Source organism: Tamlana crocina, assembly GCF_012037625.1.
The window spans coordinates 1-21,559 of sequence record NZ_JAAVJS010000018.1; the positions used below are offsets into that span (position 1 = coordinate 1).

At 36.8% G+C, this 21,559-nt stretch carries 21 protein-coding genes; 8 read left to right on the forward strand and 13 right to left on the reverse strand.

What is annotated here, in order from left to right; all coding sequences use genetic code 11:
- Positions 1 to 255: 255 nt before the first annotated feature.
- The 6 genes from HC176_RS12345 to HC176_RS12370 form a co-directional block, all read right to left on the reverse strand.
- The gene (locus tag HC176_RS12345) at positions 256 to 573 is read right to left on the reverse strand and encodes an antibiotic biosynthesis monooxygenase family protein (protein ID WP_167918735.1); all 318 of its coding nucleotides are present in this window, start codon (positions 571 to 573) and stop codon (positions 256 to 258) included.
- A 73-nt stretch (positions 574 to 646) separates the two neighbouring features.
- The gene (locus tag HC176_RS12350) at positions 647 to 1,261 is read right to left on the reverse strand and encodes a VIT1/CCC1 transporter family protein (RefSeq protein ID WP_167918737.1); all 615 of its coding nucleotides are present in this window, start codon (positions 1,259 to 1,261) and stop codon (positions 647 to 649) included.
- A 55-nt stretch (positions 1,262 to 1,316) separates the two neighbouring features.
- The gene (locus HC176_RS12355; RefSeq protein ID WP_167918739.1) at positions 1,317 to 2,327 is read right to left on the reverse strand and encodes a M28 family metallopeptidase; all 1,011 of its coding nucleotides are present in this window, start codon (positions 2,325 to 2,327) and stop codon (positions 1,317 to 1,319) included.
- 67 nt (positions 2,328 to 2,394) lie between these two features.
- Positions 2,395 to 3,447: a M28 family metallopeptidase gene (locus HC176_RS12360; RefSeq protein ID WP_167918741.1), complete on the reverse strand. Its 1,053-nt coding sequence runs from the start codon at positions 3,445 to 3,447 to the stop codon at positions 2,395 to 2,397.
- 125 nt (positions 3,448 to 3,572) lie between these two features.
- Positions 3,573 to 3,944 (reverse strand): FUSC family protein, encoded by a 372-nt coding sequence (locus HC176_RS12365; protein WP_167918743.1) that lies wholly within the window; start codon positions 3,942 to 3,944, stop codon positions 3,573 to 3,575.
- 23 nt (positions 3,945 to 3,967) lie between these two features.
- On the reverse strand, positions 3,968 to 4,726 hold the full coding sequence (locus HC176_RS12370) for a DUF3108 domain-containing protein (protein ID WP_167918745.1): 759 nt from the start codon (positions 4,724 to 4,726) through the stop codon (positions 3,968 to 3,970).
- Positions 4,727 to 4,966: 240 nt separating this feature from the next.
- On the opposite strand from HC176_RS12370, the gene HC176_RS12375 reads away from it, so the two are divergent.
- The 6 genes from HC176_RS12375 (at position 4,967) to HC176_RS12400 (ending at position 13,254) form a co-directional block, all read left to right on the forward strand.
- Complete coding sequence (locus HC176_RS12375; RefSeq protein WP_167918747.1) at positions 4,967 to 5,809, forward strand: universal stress protein; 843 nt, start codon at positions 4,967 to 4,969, stop codon at positions 5,807 to 5,809.
- A gap of 73 nt (positions 5,810 to 5,882) precedes the next feature.
- A complete protein-coding gene (locus HC176_RS12380; protein WP_167918748.1) occupies positions 5,883 to 6,221 on the forward strand; it encodes a DUF4870 domain-containing protein in 339 nt (112 codons plus the stop codon).
- A gap of 188 nt (positions 6,222 to 6,409) precedes the next feature.
- Complete coding sequence (locus HC176_RS12385; protein WP_245234890.1) at positions 6,410 to 9,238, forward strand: sensor histidine kinase; 2,829 nt, start codon at positions 6,410 to 6,412, stop codon at positions 9,236 to 9,238.
- 4 nt (positions 9,239 to 9,242) lie between these two features.
- Positions 9,243 to 9,995: a LytR/AlgR family response regulator transcription factor gene (locus HC176_RS12390; RefSeq protein WP_167918752.1), complete on the forward strand. Its 753-nt coding sequence runs from the start codon at positions 9,243 to 9,245 to the stop codon at positions 9,993 to 9,995.
- Positions 9,996 to 10,094: 99 nt separating this feature from the next.
- Positions 10,095 to 12,635 carry a T9SS type A sorting domain-containing protein gene (locus tag HC176_RS12395; RefSeq protein ID WP_167918754.1) on the forward strand — a complete coding sequence of 847 codons (2,541 nt, stop codon included), beginning with the start codon at positions 10,095 to 10,097 and terminating at the stop codon, positions 12,633 to 12,635.
- A 76-nt stretch (positions 12,636 to 12,711) separates the two neighbouring features.
- Complete coding sequence (locus tag HC176_RS12400) at positions 12,712 to 13,254, forward strand: hypothetical protein (protein WP_167918756.1); 543 nt, start codon at positions 12,712 to 12,714, stop codon at positions 13,252 to 13,254.
- Positions 13,255 to 13,358: 104 nt separating this feature from the next.
- On the opposite strand, the gene dnaN is transcribed toward HC176_RS12400, so the two are convergent.
- The 6 genes from dnaN to HC176_RS12430 form a co-directional block, all read right to left on the reverse strand.
- Complete coding sequence (gene dnaN / locus HC176_RS12405; protein WP_167918758.1) at positions 13,359 to 14,477, reverse strand: DNA polymerase III subunit beta; 1,119 nt, start codon at positions 14,475 to 14,477, stop codon at positions 13,359 to 13,361.
- Positions 14,478 to 14,645: 168 nt separating this feature from the next.
- Complete coding sequence (gldG, locus tag HC176_RS12410) at positions 14,646 to 16,313, reverse strand: gliding motility-associated ABC transporter substrate-binding protein GldG (protein WP_167918760.1); 1,668 nt, start codon at positions 16,311 to 16,313, stop codon at positions 14,646 to 14,648.
- On the reverse strand, positions 16,306 to 16,791 hold the full coding sequence (locus tag HC176_RS12415; RefSeq protein WP_167918762.1) for a hypothetical protein: 486 nt from the start codon (positions 16,789 to 16,791) through the stop codon (positions 16,306 to 16,308). Before HC176_RS12415 ends, gldG begins: the two co-directional genes overlap by 8 nt.
- Positions 16,788 to 17,507 carry a gliding motility-associated ABC transporter permease subunit GldF gene (gldF, locus tag HC176_RS12420; RefSeq protein ID WP_167918764.1) on the reverse strand — a complete coding sequence of 240 codons (720 nt, stop codon included), beginning with the start codon at positions 17,505 to 17,507 and terminating at the stop codon, positions 16,788 to 16,790. The genes HC176_RS12415 and gldF overlap by 4 nt, the downstream gene beginning before the upstream one ends.
- A gap of 44 nt (positions 17,508 to 17,551) precedes the next feature.
- Positions 17,552 to 17,848, reverse strand: a complete 297-nt coding sequence (locus tag HC176_RS12425) for a putative quinol monooxygenase (RefSeq protein ID WP_167918766.1) — start codon at positions 17,846 to 17,848, stop codon at positions 17,552 to 17,554.
- A gap of 14 nt (positions 17,849 to 17,862) precedes the next feature.
- Positions 17,863 to 18,756, reverse strand: coding sequence for an SAM hydrolase/SAM-dependent halogenase family protein (locus HC176_RS12430; RefSeq protein ID WP_167918768.1), 894 nt, complete (start codon positions 18,754 to 18,756; stop codon positions 17,863 to 17,865).
- 156 nt (positions 18,757 to 18,912) lie between these two features.
- On the opposite strand from HC176_RS12430, the gene HC176_RS12435 reads away from it, so the two are divergent.
- Entirely contained in the window at positions 18,913 to 19,866 is a 954-nt protein-coding gene (locus tag HC176_RS12435) for a PhoH family protein (RefSeq protein WP_167918770.1), read from the forward strand.
- Between the two features lie 142 nt (positions 19,867 to 20,008).
- On the forward strand, positions 20,009 to 20,956 hold the full coding sequence (locus HC176_RS12440; RefSeq protein ID WP_167918772.1) for a phosphoribosylaminoimidazolesuccinocarboxamide synthase: 948 nt from the start codon (positions 20,009 to 20,011) through the stop codon (positions 20,954 to 20,956).
- A 98-nt stretch (positions 20,957 to 21,054) separates the two neighbouring features.
- Here the strand turns inward: HC176_RS12440 and HC176_RS12445 are convergent.
- Positions 21,055 to 21,559: hypothetical protein (locus HC176_RS12445; RefSeq protein ID WP_167918774.1), on the reverse strand; the 505-nt coding region annotated here is incomplete at its 5' end.

The following is a 21,559-nucleotide window of genomic DNA, read 5'->3' on the forward strand; positions in this document are numbered from 1 at the left end:
TAAAACTAAAATGGTCTACCAAAAAATCAGGTAGCAATAAGGATAGTAATTCTTTAGAAATTTCCACAAATTTAATTTTCCCCAAAGATAAAACTATTTAACTCCCCAACTTTTAGGACTGATCCGTAGTGTGTTGTTGTCATGCTGAATTTGATTCAGCATCTCCTATTGTTTGAGAGTCACAATTTTATAATGATATCCTAAAACAAGTTCTGGGAGACGAGCAGTTTTATGATTGATAACGGATATTCATGATTATAGCCCGAAATCGTAGTCGCGCTCTACTTTTGCAATACGGACTTTGTATTGTTTGTACCAATCGGTTTTACCCTTTTTTTGCGCCATTTGGTGATCGGTATGGGCTTTCCATTTTTTTATGGCGTCTGCATCCCGCCAATACGATACGGTAATGCCTAAATCGTTTCGAGCAGTTTCAATACCTAAAAAGCCATCTTGTTGGCTGGCTAATTTATCCATAAAATCGGCCATTTCAGAATACCCTTTATCGTCTTCATTTTTTACGGAAGTAAAAATTACGACGTAATAGGGGGGAGTTGGTGTTTGGGCTATCATTTTTTACTTGTTAAATTTCAAAGTATCTGTTGAAAATGTGCTCTAGCTGGGAGGTAAAATGTCTTCAATAAGTTTATTTTGTAGAAGAAACAATTAGTCCTTCGATAATATCACCAACATAATAAGCAACAAGCGCTGCAATAAAACCTAAGGCAAGGGTTTCGATAATACTTTTAACTATGTTTGAGTAGCTAACATAAGCTTTGAGGGCACCGATTATAAAAAAAACTATTCCAGTTAAAATGGAAGATATGAAAAATAGATCGATATGCAGAGGCCTTGCGAAATCTACAACATAAATTAACAATGGGACTAAGCCCAAAACTACAAAAGATAAATAGGTGAAAAAACCAATAAGTATTGGTGATTTTTTACCTGTGATATGTTCTTGATTGTTGCCTTTTATTTGAGCGTGTTCATTATTGAACCTACCGTTTTTAAGTTTATTGGCATTTTCTGATTTGGCTGATAAATATGCCCCGATGGACATGGCAAACCCATCGGCCAGTAGGTTGGCAAAACCTAAAATAATGACTATGGAACTTTCCAGTCCAGCCCCAACCGAACCAGCAACTACAGCAAAGGTTGTTATGGTGCCATCTATACCGCCATAAACGAACTCGCCCAAATAAGTATCTAGGTTTTCGAAAAAACTTCGACTGGTAACAAGCTTTTTTTTAGGAGCCATATATTCAAATTTTGGATCATATGGCTCAATATAGTTAAAATGAATAATATAAGTGTTAATCCAATTTCACGCGTTCTTCCCGATTGGCCAATTCCCAAGCGGTATGAAAAATTAAACGGGCTCGGGTCTCTAAGAATTCATAATTGATTTTGTCGGGCGTATCGGTCGTCTTATGGTAATCGGCATGGGTGCCGTTAAAATAGAAGATAACGGGTATGTTGTGCTTGGCGAAGTTGTAGTGGTCCGATCGATAATAAAAGCGGTTGGGGTCGTTGTCTTCATTAAAGGTGTAATCGAACTCCAAATTAAAATATTTATTGTTAACGGCTTCCGCAACTTCGTGCAGTTCGGTGCTCAATCTATCCGATCCAATGAGGTACAAATAGTTCTTTCCGCCTTGGTGTTTGTCATCAATTCGGCCAATCATATCTATGTTTAAGTTGGCAACCGTATTTTCTAGAGGGAATATAGGATCAACATCGGCGTAATACCTTGAGCCATACAGCCCCAGCTCTTCACCTGTAACATGCAAAAAAAGTATACTGCGTTTAGGGCCATCGCCTGCTTTTTCGGCGGCTTTAAAAGCTTCGGCCATTTCAATAATGGCTACGGTGCCAGAGCCGTCATCATCGGCACCATTATACACATCGCCGTTTTTAGCCACGCCTACATGGTCGAGGTGTGCCGAAATTATAATAATTTCTTCGGGTTTTTCACTGCCTTTTATATAGGCCAAAACATTTTCGGAGTCGGCAATGCCATTAGGGAAATATGACGATGGAATTTCCTGGAAATAATCGCCTTCGGCAATGGGTGAAGCAATGCCATTTTCTACATAATGTTTTTTTATAAACTCAATGGCTTTTTTTTGTCCGGGTTCGCCAGTTTTTCTGCCTTCAAAATCACCTGAAGCATAGGTGTACAGCATCTCTTTTAACTCGGAAGCAGTAATAGTTTTGGCATATGTCTCAGGCGACGCCGTTTGGGTATTGTTTTTTTTGTTTTGACCATTGCTGCAGGAGGTTACCGAAATGGCTACGGAAATAAATAATGCTAAAATTTTCAAAGCGATATGTTGTTTTTTTAGTTTCACTATTATACGAAAAAAGTAACTGGCCCAATAGAACTTTAGGCTATTTTAACAATTGATTGTTTTGGTCGGTTACCAAGCGGTGTTCTTGGTTGGCAATTTGCCATGCCGTAGCAAAAATGAATTTTGTACGTTTTTCTAAAAGCGGGAAATTTATTTTATCTGGAGTATCGGTAACTTTGTGGTAATCGGCGTGTTCACCGTTAAAATAGAATATTACAGGGATGCCTTTTAACGCAAAATTATAATGATCCGATCGCGAATAGTATTTGTTGGGGTCATTTTCGTTGTTGTAACGGTAGTCTAAATTGAGGTTGAAATAGGTGCTGTTTACCTTTTCAGAGAGGTAGTGCAGTTCTTTGCTCAATCGGTCTGATCCTATCAAATAGATATAATTTTCGTTGTGTTTTTGTAGTTCGTCCACACGTCCAATCATGTCTATGTTTAGGTTGGCCAAGGTTTGGCTTAACGGAAAAACTGGGTGCGACACATAATACCGGGAGCCCATTAACCCTGTTTCTTCGGCAGTTAAATGAAGAAATAGCAGGCTCCTTTTTGGACCGTGGCCTTGAATTTTTGCCAGTTTAAAGGCTTGTGCCATTTCCATTAAAGCGACATTGCCCGAGGCATCATCATCTGCACCGGGATATATGGTGCCGTTTTCTGATACTCCCAAGTGATCAAGGTGCGCCGAGATGATCACCACCTCGTCTGGTTGATCGCTACCTTCAATAAAAGCCAACACATTTTCTGAACTTTCATATTTATGGTCCATAAAGTTGGATGATACCGTTTGGAAATATTGTTTGGCCCCAAGTGGAGAGGCAATATTTTGACTTTGGTAATAAAGCTTCAAATATTGGGCTGCTTTTTTTTGTCCGGCCTCACCAACTTTTCGACCTTCAAATTCATTTGAACAAAACTGGTACAGATTCGTTTTTAGTTCCTTGGACGTAATAGTGTTGGCATATTTCATTACCAAAGCGCTATCGGTAAGTATAATGCTGTCTTTAATATTTTGTATTTTGTTGGTGTACTTGGGTGTAGCACAAGTGCCTACCAATGTAATGAGAGAGAGGGTACAGAGGGCTTTCATGTGTGTTTTATAGGTTTAATCCCATGCAACTTACAATCAAAACATTCTCTGGGGCAGGAAAACTTTTAGTATGCGAGTTTCATATAAATATTACGACAAATATAAAAAAAATGTGGAGTTAGTTGCTATTCAATAGTAATATCTTCCAGTTCACTTTCGTCTATTTCAATCTCTTCTATTTCAAGGTCTTCCAATTCTTCAATGGCTTGTTCTTCCAGTTGGGTTTCTTTTGCGTTTAAATCGTCTGTATTGGCCACTTCGGTTTCCGTAAAAATAGCTTTATAGGTAGTGAGGGCCAATGCCATAATGGTCAATAAAAATGAAAACTGAATGATTTTTTTCACTTTGCCTGTTTTTTTTGATAAGTAGAAAGCTGTAAAACCGAAAATGAGAGCCGCAATTGATGGGAAAACCGCAAGATTTGAAACAGGAAGTACCGCAAGTATAATAGCCAATATGGAAGCGGCAACGGCCAAAATGGTAAATAATTTTTTCATCTGTTAATGTTTTTGTTTAATTGTCAGATTTGGTTTTTTAAGCCGGTGGCCGATTTAATTTTAAGTTCACCCGTGCCCACAGGTATTTTAAACTTGCCGTAAACGGGTATTTTGTTGGCATCGGCAGTTAGCCAAAGCGTGCCTTTTACGGCTCCCGATTCGCTCGACCCAATAGACAGTTTGTAACAGCTCTTGCTACCAATCGTCGTACTGATGGTTTCTTTTCCTAAATAGGTAATAGCCCCTTTAAATTCTTCACGGTCAAAAATAATGGGAAAGCTTTTACTGGTACCGGCCGACATGCTTTCGAAATCCATTAAACGCATATAGTACATAGTGGCGATGATATCCTTTGTTCCAGCACCAATATTTACGGTTTTATTTTCCGTATGATTTTTTTTCTTCATTACCGTTTTTACCGTTCCGCTTTTATGGCCGTAGGTATATTTCATGTTTTTGTAGTAGCCGCCTTCATTAATATCACGGTTGTACAAATACGGGGTTAACGTTTTGGGGTTGACATAGCTTTCGTAAAGGTCTCTTATTTTAAAGAAATTATCCCATTTGCTATAAGTTGTAGCTGTACATTTTAAACGCAACAAAGTGGCTTTCGATGTTTTTACCGGACTGGTTTCCATGGTTACTTGAGCTAGGTCGGTAAGGATGCCAGACATGTTGTAAGCAGCAGTATAGGTAAGTTTTTCGTTAAACCCCACAGCGGTGTTTTGTGCGCCAAGCGATACTGAAATGAAGCAGGTTAATGCAAATAAAATACGGAGCATATTTTTTGGTTTATGATATAACGTTCTTGTTATCATTTATTGTGCCGAAAATACGATGCTTAAAATTATTATGCTAATTTTTAAATAATTTAGATGGTAGCTCGTCGGCTGATTATTGTCATGGTTTGATATTCGGAAAATGAGTATATTTATAGGAGTGCTGGTTTCTGGTTGGAAGTGTTTAAAGAAACGTTTTTAACGTAATCTTATGGAGTATATGGAATATTAAATTTTATTGACATGAAACGTGTTTTATTGCCCACCGATTTTTCTGAAAATTCAATAAGTGCTATTAACTATGCTATGGTACTGTTGAAATCCGAACCTTGCGATTTTTTTGTTTTTAATGTGCAGAAGGCTTCGTCTTATATAACTGACGATATGATGATTGTTAGTGCGGACTCTACGGTGTATAGAACCTTAATCGATTCCTCTAAAAAATCGGTTGAAAAATTAATAGGCGACTTAAAAACTAATTTTGCAAACCCTAAACATACGTTCCACAGCTTGGTGGATTACGATAATTTTATCGATGCCATTAACCAAGTGGTCAAGGAGCATGATATTGACTTTATTATTATGGGTACTAAAGGGGCTTCGGGAATTGAAAAAATGATTTTTGGAAGCAATACTGCTCGTGTTATACAACAATCAAATGTTCCAGTTTTGGCCATTCCCAAAAATGTTTCATTTTCTAATTTAGACCGTTTGGTGTTCTTAACCAGTAATTTAAAGCAGTTGGATGCCAAAAGCTTACAGGTATTAAAATATTTGGTAGATAAAAACCACACGGACGTGAAATTTTTAAGTACAGGTAGTATGGCCGAAAAGGCAGAACCAAAAGCACATCTCGCCAGTTTTTTAGAGCTTCATTTTCCGAACGCCGAACATGATTTTTTAGCAGCTAACGATAAATCTTTGTATCATGTGGTGCACGATTACACTGAAACCCATGCTATAAAATGGCTTTGTATGGTGGGGAAACATCACAGTTTTATAGAGCGGTTGTTTTCAGGGCATCCCATTGAAAATTTGGCTTTTAAAATACACCATCCGTTTTTGGTTTTACATAATGTAGACTGAGATTTGTTGTGGTTGGATGTAACATTTTAAATGTTTGAGCGTCAAATAATAGTCAATCAAAAAGAACAACATTATGAGACAAGATAATCAATTAATAGTGCTTACTCATTTAAGCCAGCTTATTACTTTAATCATTGGTTTTGGAAGTTTGCTTTTACCTCTTGTATTTTGGTTAACCCAAAGAGATAAAGTGTACCAAATGGATGCCCACGGCAAGAACATTCTAAACTTTCAGCTTAGTTTAATTGTTTACTGCATTATTTGTGTACCACTTATTTTGTTATTTGGTTTGGGGCTTTTAGGTTTTATTGTATTAGGGGTGATTTCAATTGTATTTCCAATAGTAAACGCTATTAAGGCTAGTAGAGGAGAAGTGCCAACCTACCCACTTACCTTTAATTTTATTCAGTAATTGTTTTTGATTTTATTTTTCAGAAAAAAACTAAGGTGTTACGGAAAAAATATATTTACAAATAACTTTTAAGTTATAAGTTTGTTTTTTCTTGCGACTATATGTTTTTAAAGGTAAACTTTTGGCTTTGTAGTTTTTTCGTATTATTAACCAGTCATCTTAGCGCACAAGAGCATGTATCGGTTGATATGGCTAAGATTTCGCCGCTGCCCGATGTTGAGTTTTACGATGTAAAGGAGGATAGAGACCACTTTATTTGGTTGGCTGCAGACAAAGGATTGTTTAAGTACAACGGAACCGATTATGTGAAAATCACTCACACAGAGCAAAAAGGAAACTCATTCTTTCAGTTACAAGAAGATCACCAAGGAGTGCTTTGGTGCAATAACATTTACGGACAAATTTTCTTCTATAAAAACGACTCACTACAGCTTTTCTACGATGCCAATAAATTGGTAAATGGTCAGTTAGTACCGTTTTTTGTTTCAAAAAATAAGGTGACGGTTTATACCAAGTCTGGAGCTTACGAAATTTCGAAGACTAATAAAGAGGTCAAGCAAATTTTTAAGGGGGAGTTCTTTTTTGCCCATCGCGATAAGCAGGATTCCTACGTTGTTATGGGTGAGAGTGAGTCCGCTCCCAAATATAGCGTTTGTAGAATAAGTGATGATAAAATAGAGACTTTATTAAAATTAGATTTCAACCAAATTATTGACAATCATAAGGTGTACGCGTTTGGTGAAAAGGTTTTGGTTAGTTTCAGCATCAATAATTTTAACTGGTTCTACTTAATCAACAAACAAACGAAGGGGCATCAGATATTGGAAACACCTAAGGAGCTGAGGTATCAAAAGCTTTACAAGATTATACAGTTAAATGATAAATATTGGTTTTTAACCCCTTCTGGAATATATGTGTTCGGACTTGAAAAAAATCAGTTTCAATTTGTAGAGCAGATAATGCCTAATGAGTCGGTAACGAATGTTGAAATTGATTTTAATAATAATTATTGGTTTACCACTCTGGATAGCGGTGTGTTTGTAATCCCTAACATTCACATAAAAAAAGTCAGCCTAAAAAACGAAAAAAGTAAATTTACAGTGGCTTGTGCTCTGGATGGAAATCGATTTGTTTTAGGGACGAAAGACGGGCAGCTCCTTTTTTATGATAATTACCAACATATAAAAACACTCAGGCTTCCTGGACCAAAAATAATAGGAAGTCTCTATTATTATGCAGAGCAACAAAAGCTTATTGTTAGTATCAATGCGTCAGAGTCGTATGTTGTAGAACTAGAAAATTATAACATTACCCATGCTAAAAATAAATATGCTGTAGGCAAGGCCTTTGCCGACCTTGGGAATGGAAATTTGCTCTACGGAAATTACAAAGAGGCCATTGTTTATAACAAAACATTTACAACAGATTCTACTCGTTTGGTGTCTAATAAACGGGTAAAAAGTGCCCTTAATTTAAATACCAATCAGTTTTTAATCGGGCATATTGATGGGCTAAAACTTTACGATAAACAGACTTTAAGTGCCAAAGAAATTAAATATAAAACCAAAAGCATATTGGTTAATTCAATGGCTTTAACTGGTAAGGTAGCATGGTTAGCTACCCTGCATAATGGTTTATTAAAGTTAGAAGATAACCATCTGGAAGTATCTAAAATACCTAGATTTAAGGCATCTAATCAAGTCAATCAATTGGTAGCAAAAGAAGATTTTTTATGGATGGCCACGGATCACTTGCTTTATAGGTATAACTATACGAACAATCAATTAAATGAAGTAGGCAGTCAATCGGGGTTAAAGGGAATCATCAATAATTTTATAATCACCCAAAATTATGTAGTTATTGTACAGCCAAATGGGTTTTATCTTTTGCCAAATAGTTCTCAAACTTTTAAAGATTATAAAACTTCTAAAGTAGCGGTTCATCGTATAGCCATTCAAGACAGAGATACCGTAGTGAGCAGCGCGTATACCTTACCATATGATCAAAATAAAATAGAGATAGAGTTTCACTCTAATGGTTACCAATCCAATAATTATGTAAATTACCATTACCGTATGCAACCTCTCGATAGCAGTTGGCATGATGCATCTAATGGTAGCAATACAGTAACATTTAATAGTTTGCCCAACGGCCAATATTCCTTTGAGATAAAAGCAAAAAATATCAATTCAGAGCAAACTGTTTCCGCTGCTCCCATTACGTTTGTAATCAAGCAACCGTATTGGGAAACCTGGTGGTTTTATGGACTGTTAACGGGCGGTATGTTTTGGCTAATTTGGTTGTATTTTAAATGGCGCCTCAAAAAAAAGGAATCAGAGCGAATTGCTGAAATCGATAAAATTTTAATCGATAAAAAGAACACAAACTTACGGTTGGAAAATTTGCGCTCACAAATGAATCCGCATTTTATTTTTAATGCCCTCAATTCCATTCAAGATTACATTGTCTCCAACGAAAAAGAATTGGCAAGTTCGTATTTGGTGAAATTTAGTCGGTTAATTAGGATGTATTTAGACTATAGCCAAGAAAACGAAATAACCTTAAGGGAAGAACTAACTGCGCTGAAACTGTATTTAGAACTAGAAAAAGTAAGGTTTGAAGATCAATTGGAATATAAAATAAAAATAGACGATAACCTTAAAACCAATCAAATTAAGGTGCCCTCGCTATTTATTCAGCCATATGTAGAGAATGCTTTAAAACATGGGTTACTGCATAAGGCAAACAACAGGATTTTAAAAGTAGAGGCTAAAAAACAACCAAACAACAAATTGCAAATTACAATTGAAGACAATGGTATTGGTCGCGAACACGCAGAGTTTAAAAAGCGGCCAAACCAGCAACATAAACCCTTTGCCACCAGAGCGAACCAAGAACGTGTTCACCTGTACAAAAACAAATTAAAGCGAGATATTACTATACATGTCGAAGACTTGAAAGATAAAAACAGCCATCCCACTGGCACCAAAGTAACCATTATTCTGCCCATACAGTAAACCTATGAAAGCTATAATAATAGACGACGAAAAACGTGCTAGACACCTGCTGTCTAATCTTATTTCAGAACATTGCCCTAGCATTAAAACAATCGACGAGGCACAAGATTTAGTTTCTGGTGTTCAATTAATAAAAAACGGTCGTCCAGATTTAGTGTTTTTAGATATCGAAATGCCCAATGAATTGGGGCTTGATATTCTTGAGTATTTTCCCGATCAAATCGATTTTAAAATCATTTTTGTAACGGCTTACAACCAATATGCCATCGAGGCATTTAAACTTTCAGCAGTCGATTATTTGCTAAAACCAGTTGATGTCAACGAACTAAAAGAAGCAGTTTCAAAAGCTGAAGAAGCCATAAAAACGAATAACTTAAACGACCAATTAAACAAATTGCGCGACTCGTTAAAGCAGTTATCTATAGATAAAATTGCTTTAGAAATCCCAAAAGGCATCATGTTCGCATCACACAACGACATTGTGTATTTTGAAGCCGATGGCATGTACACCAACGTGCAACTTATAGATGGTAAACAAAAAACCATTTGCAAACCGTTAAAGCATTTTGTTGAACAATTAGAGCGCAATACGATGTTTTTTAAGTGCCACCGTTCGTATTTAATCAACTTAAAATATGTAGATGAATTGGTGAAAGACGATGGCGATTATTTACTAATGAGCAACCAAAAACGCATACCAATTTCAAAATCTAAACGCGATCAATTCTTGGAGATAATAAAGGAAACGTTTATGTGATTTTCATTCAGAAAGAAATTAGACCCATTCAGAAAAAAGCAAATTGAAAACCTGAAGTATAGTAGTTGTTTTGTTGTCGAAAAATAAATCTCAACTACAATGAAAAAAACATTACTCTTATTTTCTTTTTTAATGGCGACTGCATGGTTTAGCATACATGCACAAAATGTTAATATTCCCGATGCTAATTTTAAGTCTTATCTCGTTGGAAATTCATCAATTAATACCGATAGCGATGGTGAAATTTCAGTTGCTGAAGCGCAAGCATTTTCAGGTGAATTATTAATTAATGGTTTGTCAATTTCAGATTTAACAGGTATTGAAGCTTTTGTAAGTATTACACGATTAGATTGTTACAGTAATAATTTATCGACTTTAGATGTTAGTAACAACCTAGCATTAACACGTTTGCACTGTGCTGATAATCAAATTGAAACTTTAGATATTAGCGCAAATACGCTAATTACAGATATACAATGTCATAACAATGGTGTTTTATATGAATTAAATATTGCTAATGGTAATAACAGTAACTTTAGCTATATGAAAGCTTATGGAAATAGTTTATCATGCATTCAAATAGATGCTGGTTTTACACCACCAGCAGATGCCGGAATATACAGCCAAGGTTGGACTAAAGGTAACTCAGCAGTTTATGGCGACGATTGTGCTGCTCTTAGTCAAGTAGTAAACATCCCTGATGCTAATTTTAAAAACTTTTTAGTAAGCGATAACAATATCAATTTAAATGGAGATTCAGAAATAACGATGGCTGAAGCACAAGCTACTACCGAGTTAATTATGGATGGTATTGGTATTGCAGATTTAACAGGTATAGAAGCCTTTATAAATTTAACGCGTTTAGATGTTCCTAATAATAGCTTAACTACTATAGACGTGAGTAATAACTTATCCTTAACACGTTTGCATGTTGGTTTCAACAATTTAACTAGTTTAGATATTCGTTTAAATACAAATATTGAAGAATTGTTTTGTCATGAAAATAGTTTATTAGATACCTTATTAATCTCTAACGGAAATAATAGCAATTTCATCTATATGAAAGCTTATAATAATCCAAGTTTAAATTGTATACAGGTAGATGCAGGCTTTTCACCACCAGCAAACACTGGTCTGTATAATGTAGGTTGGACTAAAGATGGTCAAACAAGTTATAGCGAAAATTGTATTCCTTCAGTGTATTATGTAGATGCTAATGCAACAGGCGCCAACGATGGAAGTTCTTGGACAGATGCTTTTACAAACGTAACAGACGCTTTAGCACTTACCAATTTAAATGATGCTGTTTGGGTAGCAAAAGGCACGTATACATTAGCAGATAAAAACACACCAATAGCTGTTAATACAGATGAAGTGGATATTATTGGAGGTTTTGCAGGAACCGAAACGACTCTAGCTGATAGAGATTTAACAGCTATTCATACTACAAATGCAACCATTTTTACTGGTGATATTAATGGTGATGATATTGATGGTGATTTCTCATCGAACAAAACAGATAATGCAGAACGATTATTTGAATTAAGAACAAGCAACGTCACTTTTGATGGTATAATTTTCGAAAACATTTACGATACTTCACAATCTGGAGGCGTAGAAGAAAACGGTGTTATTTTTATACCAAATAATTTAAATGCTAATAACTTAAAAATTAAAAATTCAATATTTAGAAGTAATTATTCTAATGGATATTTACTTAAAATTAGAAAGTTTAATCAAGGATTACTAATTGAAAACACCAAGTTTATCAATAATACTATTGTTAATATGGGATTGGTTTATGTGCAATCTGATAGTACAAACGGTTATATTTTTACACGTTGGGCAAATGTTTTGGTAGCAGATAACGATATTAATCATTCAGCATTAGAAGTTTATAGAGAAGATTGGAATAACGGAAACACTTTAGATGTTGTAATTAATAATAGTACGTTTGTTAATAATGATTATAATGGTACTTATGGTAATTCTATAACGGCATCAGGTAATGGTAGTGTAAACCTTAATATTAATAATTCTATTTTTTGGCAGAATACTGTTAATGGTACTGCAGCTACTAGAGATATTTCTAATGGATTAGACGAGCATTACGATGTGTTTATTAAAAATACTATTGCATCAGTACCTTCAAACGCTGGAACTTACGGAACGTTTTCAACGACTAACCTTACCACTTTAGACCCGGCAACCGATAATTTAAATTTAGATAGCGATTACAAGCCAACATCAGCCTCAAGTTATATTATAGATCAGGGAGACAATTCTTATTACGATATAGCCTTATTTGGTGGTTTAGACTTATCAGGAAGCGATAGGTTCTTCAATACTACTTTAGATTTGGGGGCTTATGAATATAATTCTACACTAAGTTTTGACGATGAAAACCTTCAAGCCAAAGTTTTGAAGTTATATCCTAATCCGGCGAATAACAGGTTGTTCCTAAATTCTAACAACGATCAGATTGAAAGTCTAAAAATCTACAATGTCAATGGACAGCTTGTTCAGCAAACAACAAATTATCTCGATGGGATAAACATAGAAACATTGCCGTCTGGGTTTTATATGGTTCTTGTTAGAACTCAAAAGGGAACATTCAATAAAAGATTTTTGAAAAACTAGCTATTAATTAATTTTAATTGATAGGAAAGGCACTCCCGCTCACTTGGGAGTGCTTTTTAACTTAAAAAGAAAAACCATGAAACTTTTAAAACATATTAGCATTGCGATTTTAATGATATGCGCAAATGTATCGTGTACTTCTAATGACGATGCCAATACTGAAGGCATTAACGTAGTAAAAGTAGGCGATAATGTATATAACGTGAATTCGGTTATAATAGAGCCTTCTTTTAATAGAACCTTTTTGCAGCTTACCAATAAAACAGAGGTTGAGGTAATGGGGGCTATTAATCAAGGGCAAGCACTTAATAATTTCGATGTTTTAAATATTACTATTAATGACGATCCATTAGGAGAGTTAAGTTATAATTTCAACTCAATTCTAAACTACGAATTTTTAATTGATGCCAGTTTAGAGGCGGGCGATCTCGAAGGTGGTGAAACCTTGTTAGAATCTGGCGATAACCATTTTGAAGCCACATCAGGGAGTATAAGCATTACTTACTATTCGGTAGACCGAATAGAGTTTAGCTTTGAATTTGAAAGAAACGATGGCACGCTAATTTCTGGTGGATATAAGGGGAGTTATATTTATTTAGATGATAGAGCGGAATCCTAAAAAGCTATTGTGCCCAAATAAAAAACGCTCACTTTTTAAGTGAGCGTTTTTCGTTTTGTTACCGAAGCAACGGTTTATTTAGCTTAGTTTAGTGGTTTTAATTTTTAACTGTTAAGCATTACTGGCATTACCAGCATGGTAACTTGTTCGCCTTCGTCCAGCCCGTCTACAGGGGTTAAAATACCAGCACGGTTAGGCATGCTCATTTCCAATTGTACATCGTCGGCATTTAGGTTGTTCAACATTTCGGTTAAAAAACGCGAGTTGAAGCCAATTTGCATATCGTCACCTTGGTAGTCGCAAGTTAGGCGCTCTTCGGCTTTGTTGCTGTAATCTAAATCTTCAGCCGAAATATTCAATTCGGCACCGGCAATTTTTAAACGTATTTGGTGAGTGGTTTTATTCGAGAAAATACTAACACGCTTCACCGAATTTAAAAATTGATTTCTGCCAATCACTAATTTATTTGGGTTTTCCTTTGGAATTACCGCTTCGTAATTCGGGTACTTCCCATCAATCAATCGGCAAATCAATTCAGAATTTTCAAAAGTAAACTTTGCGTTAGAGTCGTTGTACTCAATCGTTACATCATCTTCGCTAGCCGCCAAAATGCCTTTTAATAGATTTAAAGGCTTTTTGGGCATAATGAACTCAGCCACTTGGTTGGCTTTAACATCAGCTCGTGTATATTTTACTAATTTGTGGGCATCGGTCGCCACAAAAGTCAATCCTTCGGTTGAAAATTGAAAAAATACGCCGCTCATTACGGGACGTAAATCGTCGTTTCCGGCAGCAAAAATAGTTTTGCTAATGGCCGTGGCCAAAATATCGCCCGTTACAACAGTTTTACTCGGATCCTCAAGCGCTACAGCTTTTGGGAATTCGTTACCGTCGGCATAAGCCAAGGCATATTTACCGTGGTTGGAACTGATTTCAACGGTATTGTTTTCTTCCACAACAAAAGTTAAAGGTTGCTCTGGGAATGTTTTTAAAGTATCGAGTAATAAACGCGCCGGTATAGCCACGCTACCATCACTATCGCTTTCTACATCTAGTTTAGAAGCCATAGTGGTTTCCAAATCACTGGCCGAAACCGTTAATTGGTTACCGCTTAACTCAAAAAGAAAATTGTCTAGAATGGGTAAGGTGTTCGAGCTGTTTATTACGCCGCCTAATATTTGTAATTGCTTTAATAAATAAGTGCTGGATACTATAAATTTCATCTGAGGATTTAATGTTTTCAATGGTTAAGCGAAACAAATAGTGCGGCATCGTCATTTTTTTATTGATGCCCAATAATTTCTTCCGATTAACGATTAATTAAAATTGAAATTATGATACGTACAAATATATTCGAAAGCTTATTTATTTCGAAACAAACTTATTAACATTTAAGCGCCGTATTTTTTCTTTCTAAAGTAGTTAAAACCAAGCCCGAAAAGACTCAGTAAAATCAACGGAAGCACAATGTTTACAAGCTGCCAGGTGGTTTTTTGGTCTGCAATTTTTTGTTGGTTTAAAAAGGCTACGGCAATTTCTTTCGAACGAATGTTTATAAGTCCGTTGTCGTCCAAAAGGTAGTTTACGGCATTCAGCAAAAATTCTTTGTTGCCATAGGTCTGTCCCGTCCAACGATCAAAGCCCAATTCTTGCGGCACATTTCTAACTACATCATTCTTTATAAGGTCGCCATCAGCAATCACAATCATTTTCGTAGGGACGCTTATATTTTTTACTTCGGAAAGTTGAAAGGGTTTGATGCGGTTTTCATAAACGGAATGGAATTCGCCCTCCAAAAGAACAGCCAAAGATTGGTTGCCTTGGTTGAAGCGTTCGGGGTCTTGAGCTTTAGTAACAACGTCCAGATTTACTTCGCGGGGTGTGCCTTCAAGTGTTGAGACGGGCGCCGATTCTAAAAGAATCGTCTTTTCAACATTGTTTTTTAAGGTATCAATTTGATTTGCAAAATCGAATTTTACCAAGTTCAGGTTGTTGACGATAGGGTGGTTGCTGTTGCTTCCGGCCAACGGCGAATAAGGCCATTTTAAATGCTGGAACTGCGATTCGCTACCACTCCCCATCGCCACGGTAATGGGGGCAGAAAACAGGGAGCTGACCATCACGGGATTGATGCGCACACCGTATTTAAAGAAAAAATCGGTGAGGTTGAGGTCGCGGGCCACGGCATAGTTTTTTCCGCTGGCATTGTAAAGGCTGTCTTTTTCCATTACAACGGCATCGATCAGCCAAAGGCTTTTTCCGCCGTTCATGGTATATTGGTCCAAAACCAGTTTTTCTTCTTCCGTAAAAGCTTCAGTGGGTTTTGCTGAAATCACTAAATCGAAAGCTTCTATATCTTTTAATGTTTTCTGTGGATTACTGGCAACGCTATCCAAGGTAAAAGGCGCGATAAAATAATATTCGCCCAGTTTTTTGGCAAAATCGGCAATGTATTTGTCTTCCAATTGTTCGTTACCTTTTAAAATGGCAATTTTTCTACGTTTAGGTTTTGTAAGCTTGCTAAAGCCATCGGCAAAGGCATATTCTAAATGCTGAACCGAGTTACTCACCAATTCCTGTTGCGAGGCACCAATTTTATTTTTCACCAAAGGAATGGTTACGGTTTGCTCGTTATAACTGGCCAAGGCCCACGGAAAAATAACAGCTTGGCTCGATTTTCCGCTTTCCTGAACACTGAGTTGCATGGGCGTTAAGCCACGCTGGGTAAGTTGCTGTATGTTGCGTTCGCGGGTGGTTTCGTCTTCCAACGGATTGATGAAACTGAAAACAATGTTGCTGTTTTCGGCTTGAAATTCTTCGAGAAGCTGTCTGGTTTCGTTCTGCAATCTTCTAAATTCTGAAGGGAAATCGTTTCCTTCCAAAAATACATCCACTACAATGGGTGAGTCGATATCTTCAATAATTTCGATGGCCGATTCGCTTAGCGTATAGCGTTTGTCGGCCGTTAAATCAAAACGTTTGTAAAGTTTGCTGCTCAGCAGGTTGATAGCTATCAAAGCCACAATAAGTAAGGCGATATGTTTTGTTAATTTATTCAAAAGTTCTTTCTAATTGGTATAATCTAACACTTTCAACGTTGTTATCTTCAAATTGCAACTCGAGGCATTCCTGCATATTATTGAATGCCCCTGGTTTTAGTCCCATATTGTAATTCCACTTATTGGGCGAGTAGACTTTTAGCGCATCATCCCATCCGTACCATTCACTTTCTCCCAATAATTGGGTTACTTCTATTTTGTTTTTTCCAATAAATAAACTGTCGTTCAAAATCTCATGGCTCATTTCGTAACGCAGGGCAGGACTTTCTTTCCAAGCTTTGGCATTAAAGTGTTTTTGATGGTGGTAACTGCTAAAAATGTTCAGTAAGGGGTAAAACACATAAAAGTAAATTATGGGAGCCAATACCAAACTCACTAAAAAAGTAAGCCATTTTCTATGGTCAACAGTATTCATAAACAACCAAACCAAAATGAAAACAATGGCCAATAAAATAACAAAGCTTCCTGTTATGATCATTTGCGCTCGGTGTTTAATTTTAGCTTGGTTAATATTAAAAAGAAAAGTGTGATGCTTAAAAAATATACAATATCCCGCGTATCTAAAACGCCGCGGCTCATGCTTTTATAGTGGGCGTTCATGCCTAATTGCTCAATAAAATTGCTTGAGGTAAAATCGGCAACACCTTCCAGGCCGATGTAAAAAATAAAACAGATAAAAACTGCTAATATGAACGCTACTATTTGGTTATCGGACAAGGTGGAAGTAAATACGCCAACACTGGTGTATGCGGCCACTAGAAATAGGAGTCCGAAATAAGAACCAATGGTGCTGCCCATGTCTAAATTTCCAACGGGATTGCCCATTTGATAAACCGTGTAAACGTATAGCAGGGTAGGAATTAATGCAATAATTATTAAAATGAAAGCTCCAAAATATTTACCCAATACTATGTGGAAAACCGAAATGGGTTTGGTAAGCAATAGCTCTAAAGTGCCTTGTTTTTTTTCATCGGAAAAGCAGCGCATGGTCACGGCCGGGATTAAAAACAATAAAATCCACGGACTCAATAAAAAGAAGACAGATAAATCGGCAAAGCCATAATTTAGAATATTGAATTCGCCTTTAAATAACCAAAGAAACAAACCATTTAAAGTTAAAAATATGGCAATAACCAAATACCCAATGGGCGAAGCAAAAAACGAGTTGATTTCTTTTTTAAGTATGGCTAACATTTAATTAATTTCGTTTCAGGTTTCAGGTTTCAGGTTGTTTTGTTTTAGTCTAACGTTTCCAATTTATCGGCACTCCAAGCTTCGGGCCGGATGCTGAAAAGCGGTTTTATTTTACCCCAAACCCGTTTAAAGAGTTCCGATTTTTTATAGTTATCCAAAGCTTCTTCCGATTCCCAATAGCTATAGGTAAAAAAAATGGTGGGGTTGGTTTTATCTCTATAAAGTTCCAAAAAATTACAGCCTTCAAAAGCCCTGATTTCTCTTTTGGTGTTTTCAAAATTATCGAGGAACACATCAATATTTTGTTTGTAAAACCCCATTTTCACTATTCTAACTAGCATAATTCATTTTTTAATTAATAATCGGCCGCTTTTTTGATGTTTTGTATGGCTTCTATGCCCTGCGGAACAACCGGGTCGGGCATAAAGCTTATGCTTACGGCATCCATGGGTTTAAGTCCCAAAAGGGTAGAGGCACTGCCAACAGTGCTGTTGTTGCTTTTGTAAAGTGCAATTTCCAAAAAACCTCCGGAATTGAACACCACTAATTTTCGGCCTTCGTCGTGCCGTTTGTTTTCAGGAATATCAAAATTTACAATATCGCTATATTTATCGTATATTTTTTTAAAACGATAATTACGGGCCAAAATTTCAAAACTCCTGCCTTTTTGTATGGTTTCAAAAAAGCCCTTTTTAATGTTGGTAATCACGTTGCCGTAATTGTCAACATAAATAACACTGCCAATAATTTGCGTTTTGTTGTCGTTTACATAAGGCACAATATTTTTTATCGGCTTAATGGTATCAATAGCCTTTCCAATAACCTCTAAAGTACCGCCCCGTGCAATGTGGCAGGCTACTTTTACAAAAACGTCCAATACTGGAAAACTGCTCTGTATCCGGTCGTGAATATTGATTTCAACAATTTTCTGAGGTGCTATTTCAGAGCAAATCATACTCATAATGCCGTTGTTGGCGCACACAAAATAATGGTCGTCCAGTTTTATGGCAATATGTTTGTTTTCGGGGTTCAATTCCGAATCGATACCTATAATATGGATAGTTCCTTTCGGAAAACTGCTAAAGGCATTTTGAATGATATAAGCCGCTTCCGGAATGTTAAACGGCGACACGGCGTGCGAGATATCAACAATTTTGGCATCGGGCAACTCACTGTAAATAGCGCCTTTGGTTGCAGCAGCAAAGTGGTCTTTATGTCCGAAATCAGTAGTTAATGTTATGATTGCCATGGGCAAATTGTTGATATGTTTTTCGTAAAACCTTTCCCAAATTTATGTATTTTTGGGTTATAGTTAAAAGTTACACAAAACTAAGAAATCATTTTTGTCCGTTAGCACAAAATGAAGCTATTTAATGAACAGAATTATTAAAATAATTTTAAGCCTTTGAACGAAATTATTCTTGAACTTGAAGAGATTACTCCGAAAGAATTTTTTGGAGCCCAAAATGCCAACATCGAACTTTTAAAAAAGTACTTTCCTAAATTAAAAATAGTAGCGCGGGGCAATAAAATTAAAGCCTTTGGAGATGAAGAGTTGCTGGAGGAATTTGACCGCCGAATGACCATGCTTTTTAAGCACTACGGTAAATACAATAAAATAGACGAAAATACCATAGAGCGCGTATTAACAAGCCAAAGCAGTGATGATTACAGTACATCCGAAAAAAGTGGCGAAGTCATTGTTCATGGCGTAGGTGGTCGATTGATAAAAGCACAAACGGCCAACCAACGCAAGCTGGTAGAATCTATCAGGAAGAACGATATGGTTTTTGCTATTGGCCCAGCCGGAACAGGAAAGACATACACGGGAGTGGCATTGGCCGTTCAAGCCTTAAAAAATAAAGAAGTAAAGCGTATTATTTTAACACGTCCAGCAGTGGAGGCGGGTGAGAATTTAGGTTTTCTTCCGGGCGATTTAAAGGAAAAACTGGATCCGTACATGCAACCGCTTTACGATGCCTTGCGTGATATGATTGCTTCCGAAAAATTGGCGCACTATATTGAAAACGGTACCATACAAATAGCGCCCTTGGCTTTTATGCGTGGACGTACACTCGATAATGCATTTGTTATTCTTGATGAAGGACAAAACACCACTCATGCGCAAATGAAGATGTTTTTAACGCGTATGGGTAAAAATGCCAAATTCCTGCTAACGGGCGATCCAGGACAAATTGATTTGCCGCGTCGCACCATTTCAGGTTTAAAAGAAGCGCTTTTAATCCTTAAAAATGTAGAGGGCGTAGGCATGATATTTTTAGACGATAAAGATGTTATTCGTCACTCACTGGTTAAAAAGGTTATTGAAGCCTACAAAAGTATAGAAAATAGAGATTAATTTTTATTAGAAGCTAATCCCGCTTTCCGCTATATCTTTTTTGCTTTTAAGGGCAAAAAAGGATGCCGCTTCAATCGGGGCTAAAACAGTTTATAGTCTTAATTTAGAAGATTAAAAATTTTCAAAATTCAATTAAAAAGAAATGAGCAATACCATAATAGACACCAATTTTAATTTCCCAAAGCAGAAAAATGTTTACAAAGGAAAAGTTAGGGAAGTTTATAATATTAACGACGAGCAATTGGTCATGATAGCCACCGATAGGCTATCGGCCTTCGATGTTGTGATGCCTAAAGGTATTCCGTACAAAGGACAAATATTAAACCAAATAGCGACTAAGATGATGGCGGCTACCGAAGATTTGGTGCCCAATTGGCTTACAGCAACTCCCGACCCCAATGTGGCCGTAGGACATTTGTGCGAACCGTTTAAGGTAGAAATGGTAATACGTGGTTATATGAGTGGCCATGCGGCACGCGAATATAAAGCCGGAAAGCGTTTGCTTTGTGGAGTGCCCATGCCAGAAGGGATGAAAGAAAATGACGCATTTCACGAACCAATTATCACGCCAGCCACCAAAGCAGAAATGGGTGACCACGACGAGGACATTTCTAGGGAAGATATTTTAAAACGTGGTATTGTTTCAGAGGAAGATTATTTGGTTTTGGAAGATTACACGCGTAAACTGTTTCAAAGAGGAACTGAAATAGCAGCTTCGCGCGGATTGATTTTGGTGGATACCAAGTACGAATTCGGAAAAACAAAAGATGGGAAGATTGTATTGATTGATGAAATCCACACACCCGATTCCTCGCGTTATTTTTATGCCGAAGGTTACGAGGAACGTCAAGAAAAAGGCGAACCGCAAAAACAGCTTTCAAAAGAGTTTGTTCGCCAATGGCTCATCAGTAATAATTTTCAGGGTTTGGAAGGACAAACCGTACCTCACATGAGCGATGAATACATCCAATCGGTTTCTGACCGTTATATAGAACTTTACGAAAACATTACGGGCGAAACTTTTGTAAAAGCCGATGTTTCAGATATCCAAAGTAGGATAGAAGCTAATGTTTTGGAGTATTTGAAGTAGAGGAAGATGAACTCCTCTCGTGTGTTGGTATTCATAGTAAAAAAGGTGCATGATTTAAATTAAGCACCTTTTTTACTAACGAAAATATTAGGAATTAATTATAATAGATACCATTTTCCATTTACATAGATAATGTGAATTGTGCCAGCACCTGATAAAGAAGTTGGGGTTGTAATGTTTAAAGATGGATTGGCTTGAAGAGTTTTTCCATTAGGATCAAGTATTGTTCCGTTTACATGATGTATACATATATTTTGCCCTTCTGAAGGTGATGCTGGTAGTGATACTGTTGATGTACCTGGTACAGTAGCAATTTGGTTTTCGGTAGTTAATGTCGTATCTGAGTTTACTACTGTAGCTACCCATACTGGACCACCACCAGAAGGTAAATCAATCCAGGCATAGTTTCCACTACCATCGGTTTTTAAAACCTGCCCGTCGTTTCCACCGGTTGGCAGTTCAATTTCGTTGGTCACAGAGCCATCCACCTCAGCAGTTAAATATCCATTATTCGCTACGAAAGCATCTACTTGCGTTTCGTTCAGTTGTGTGTCGGTATCCGTAGTTTGGTCTATCCAAGCATAGTTTCCATTACCATCGGTT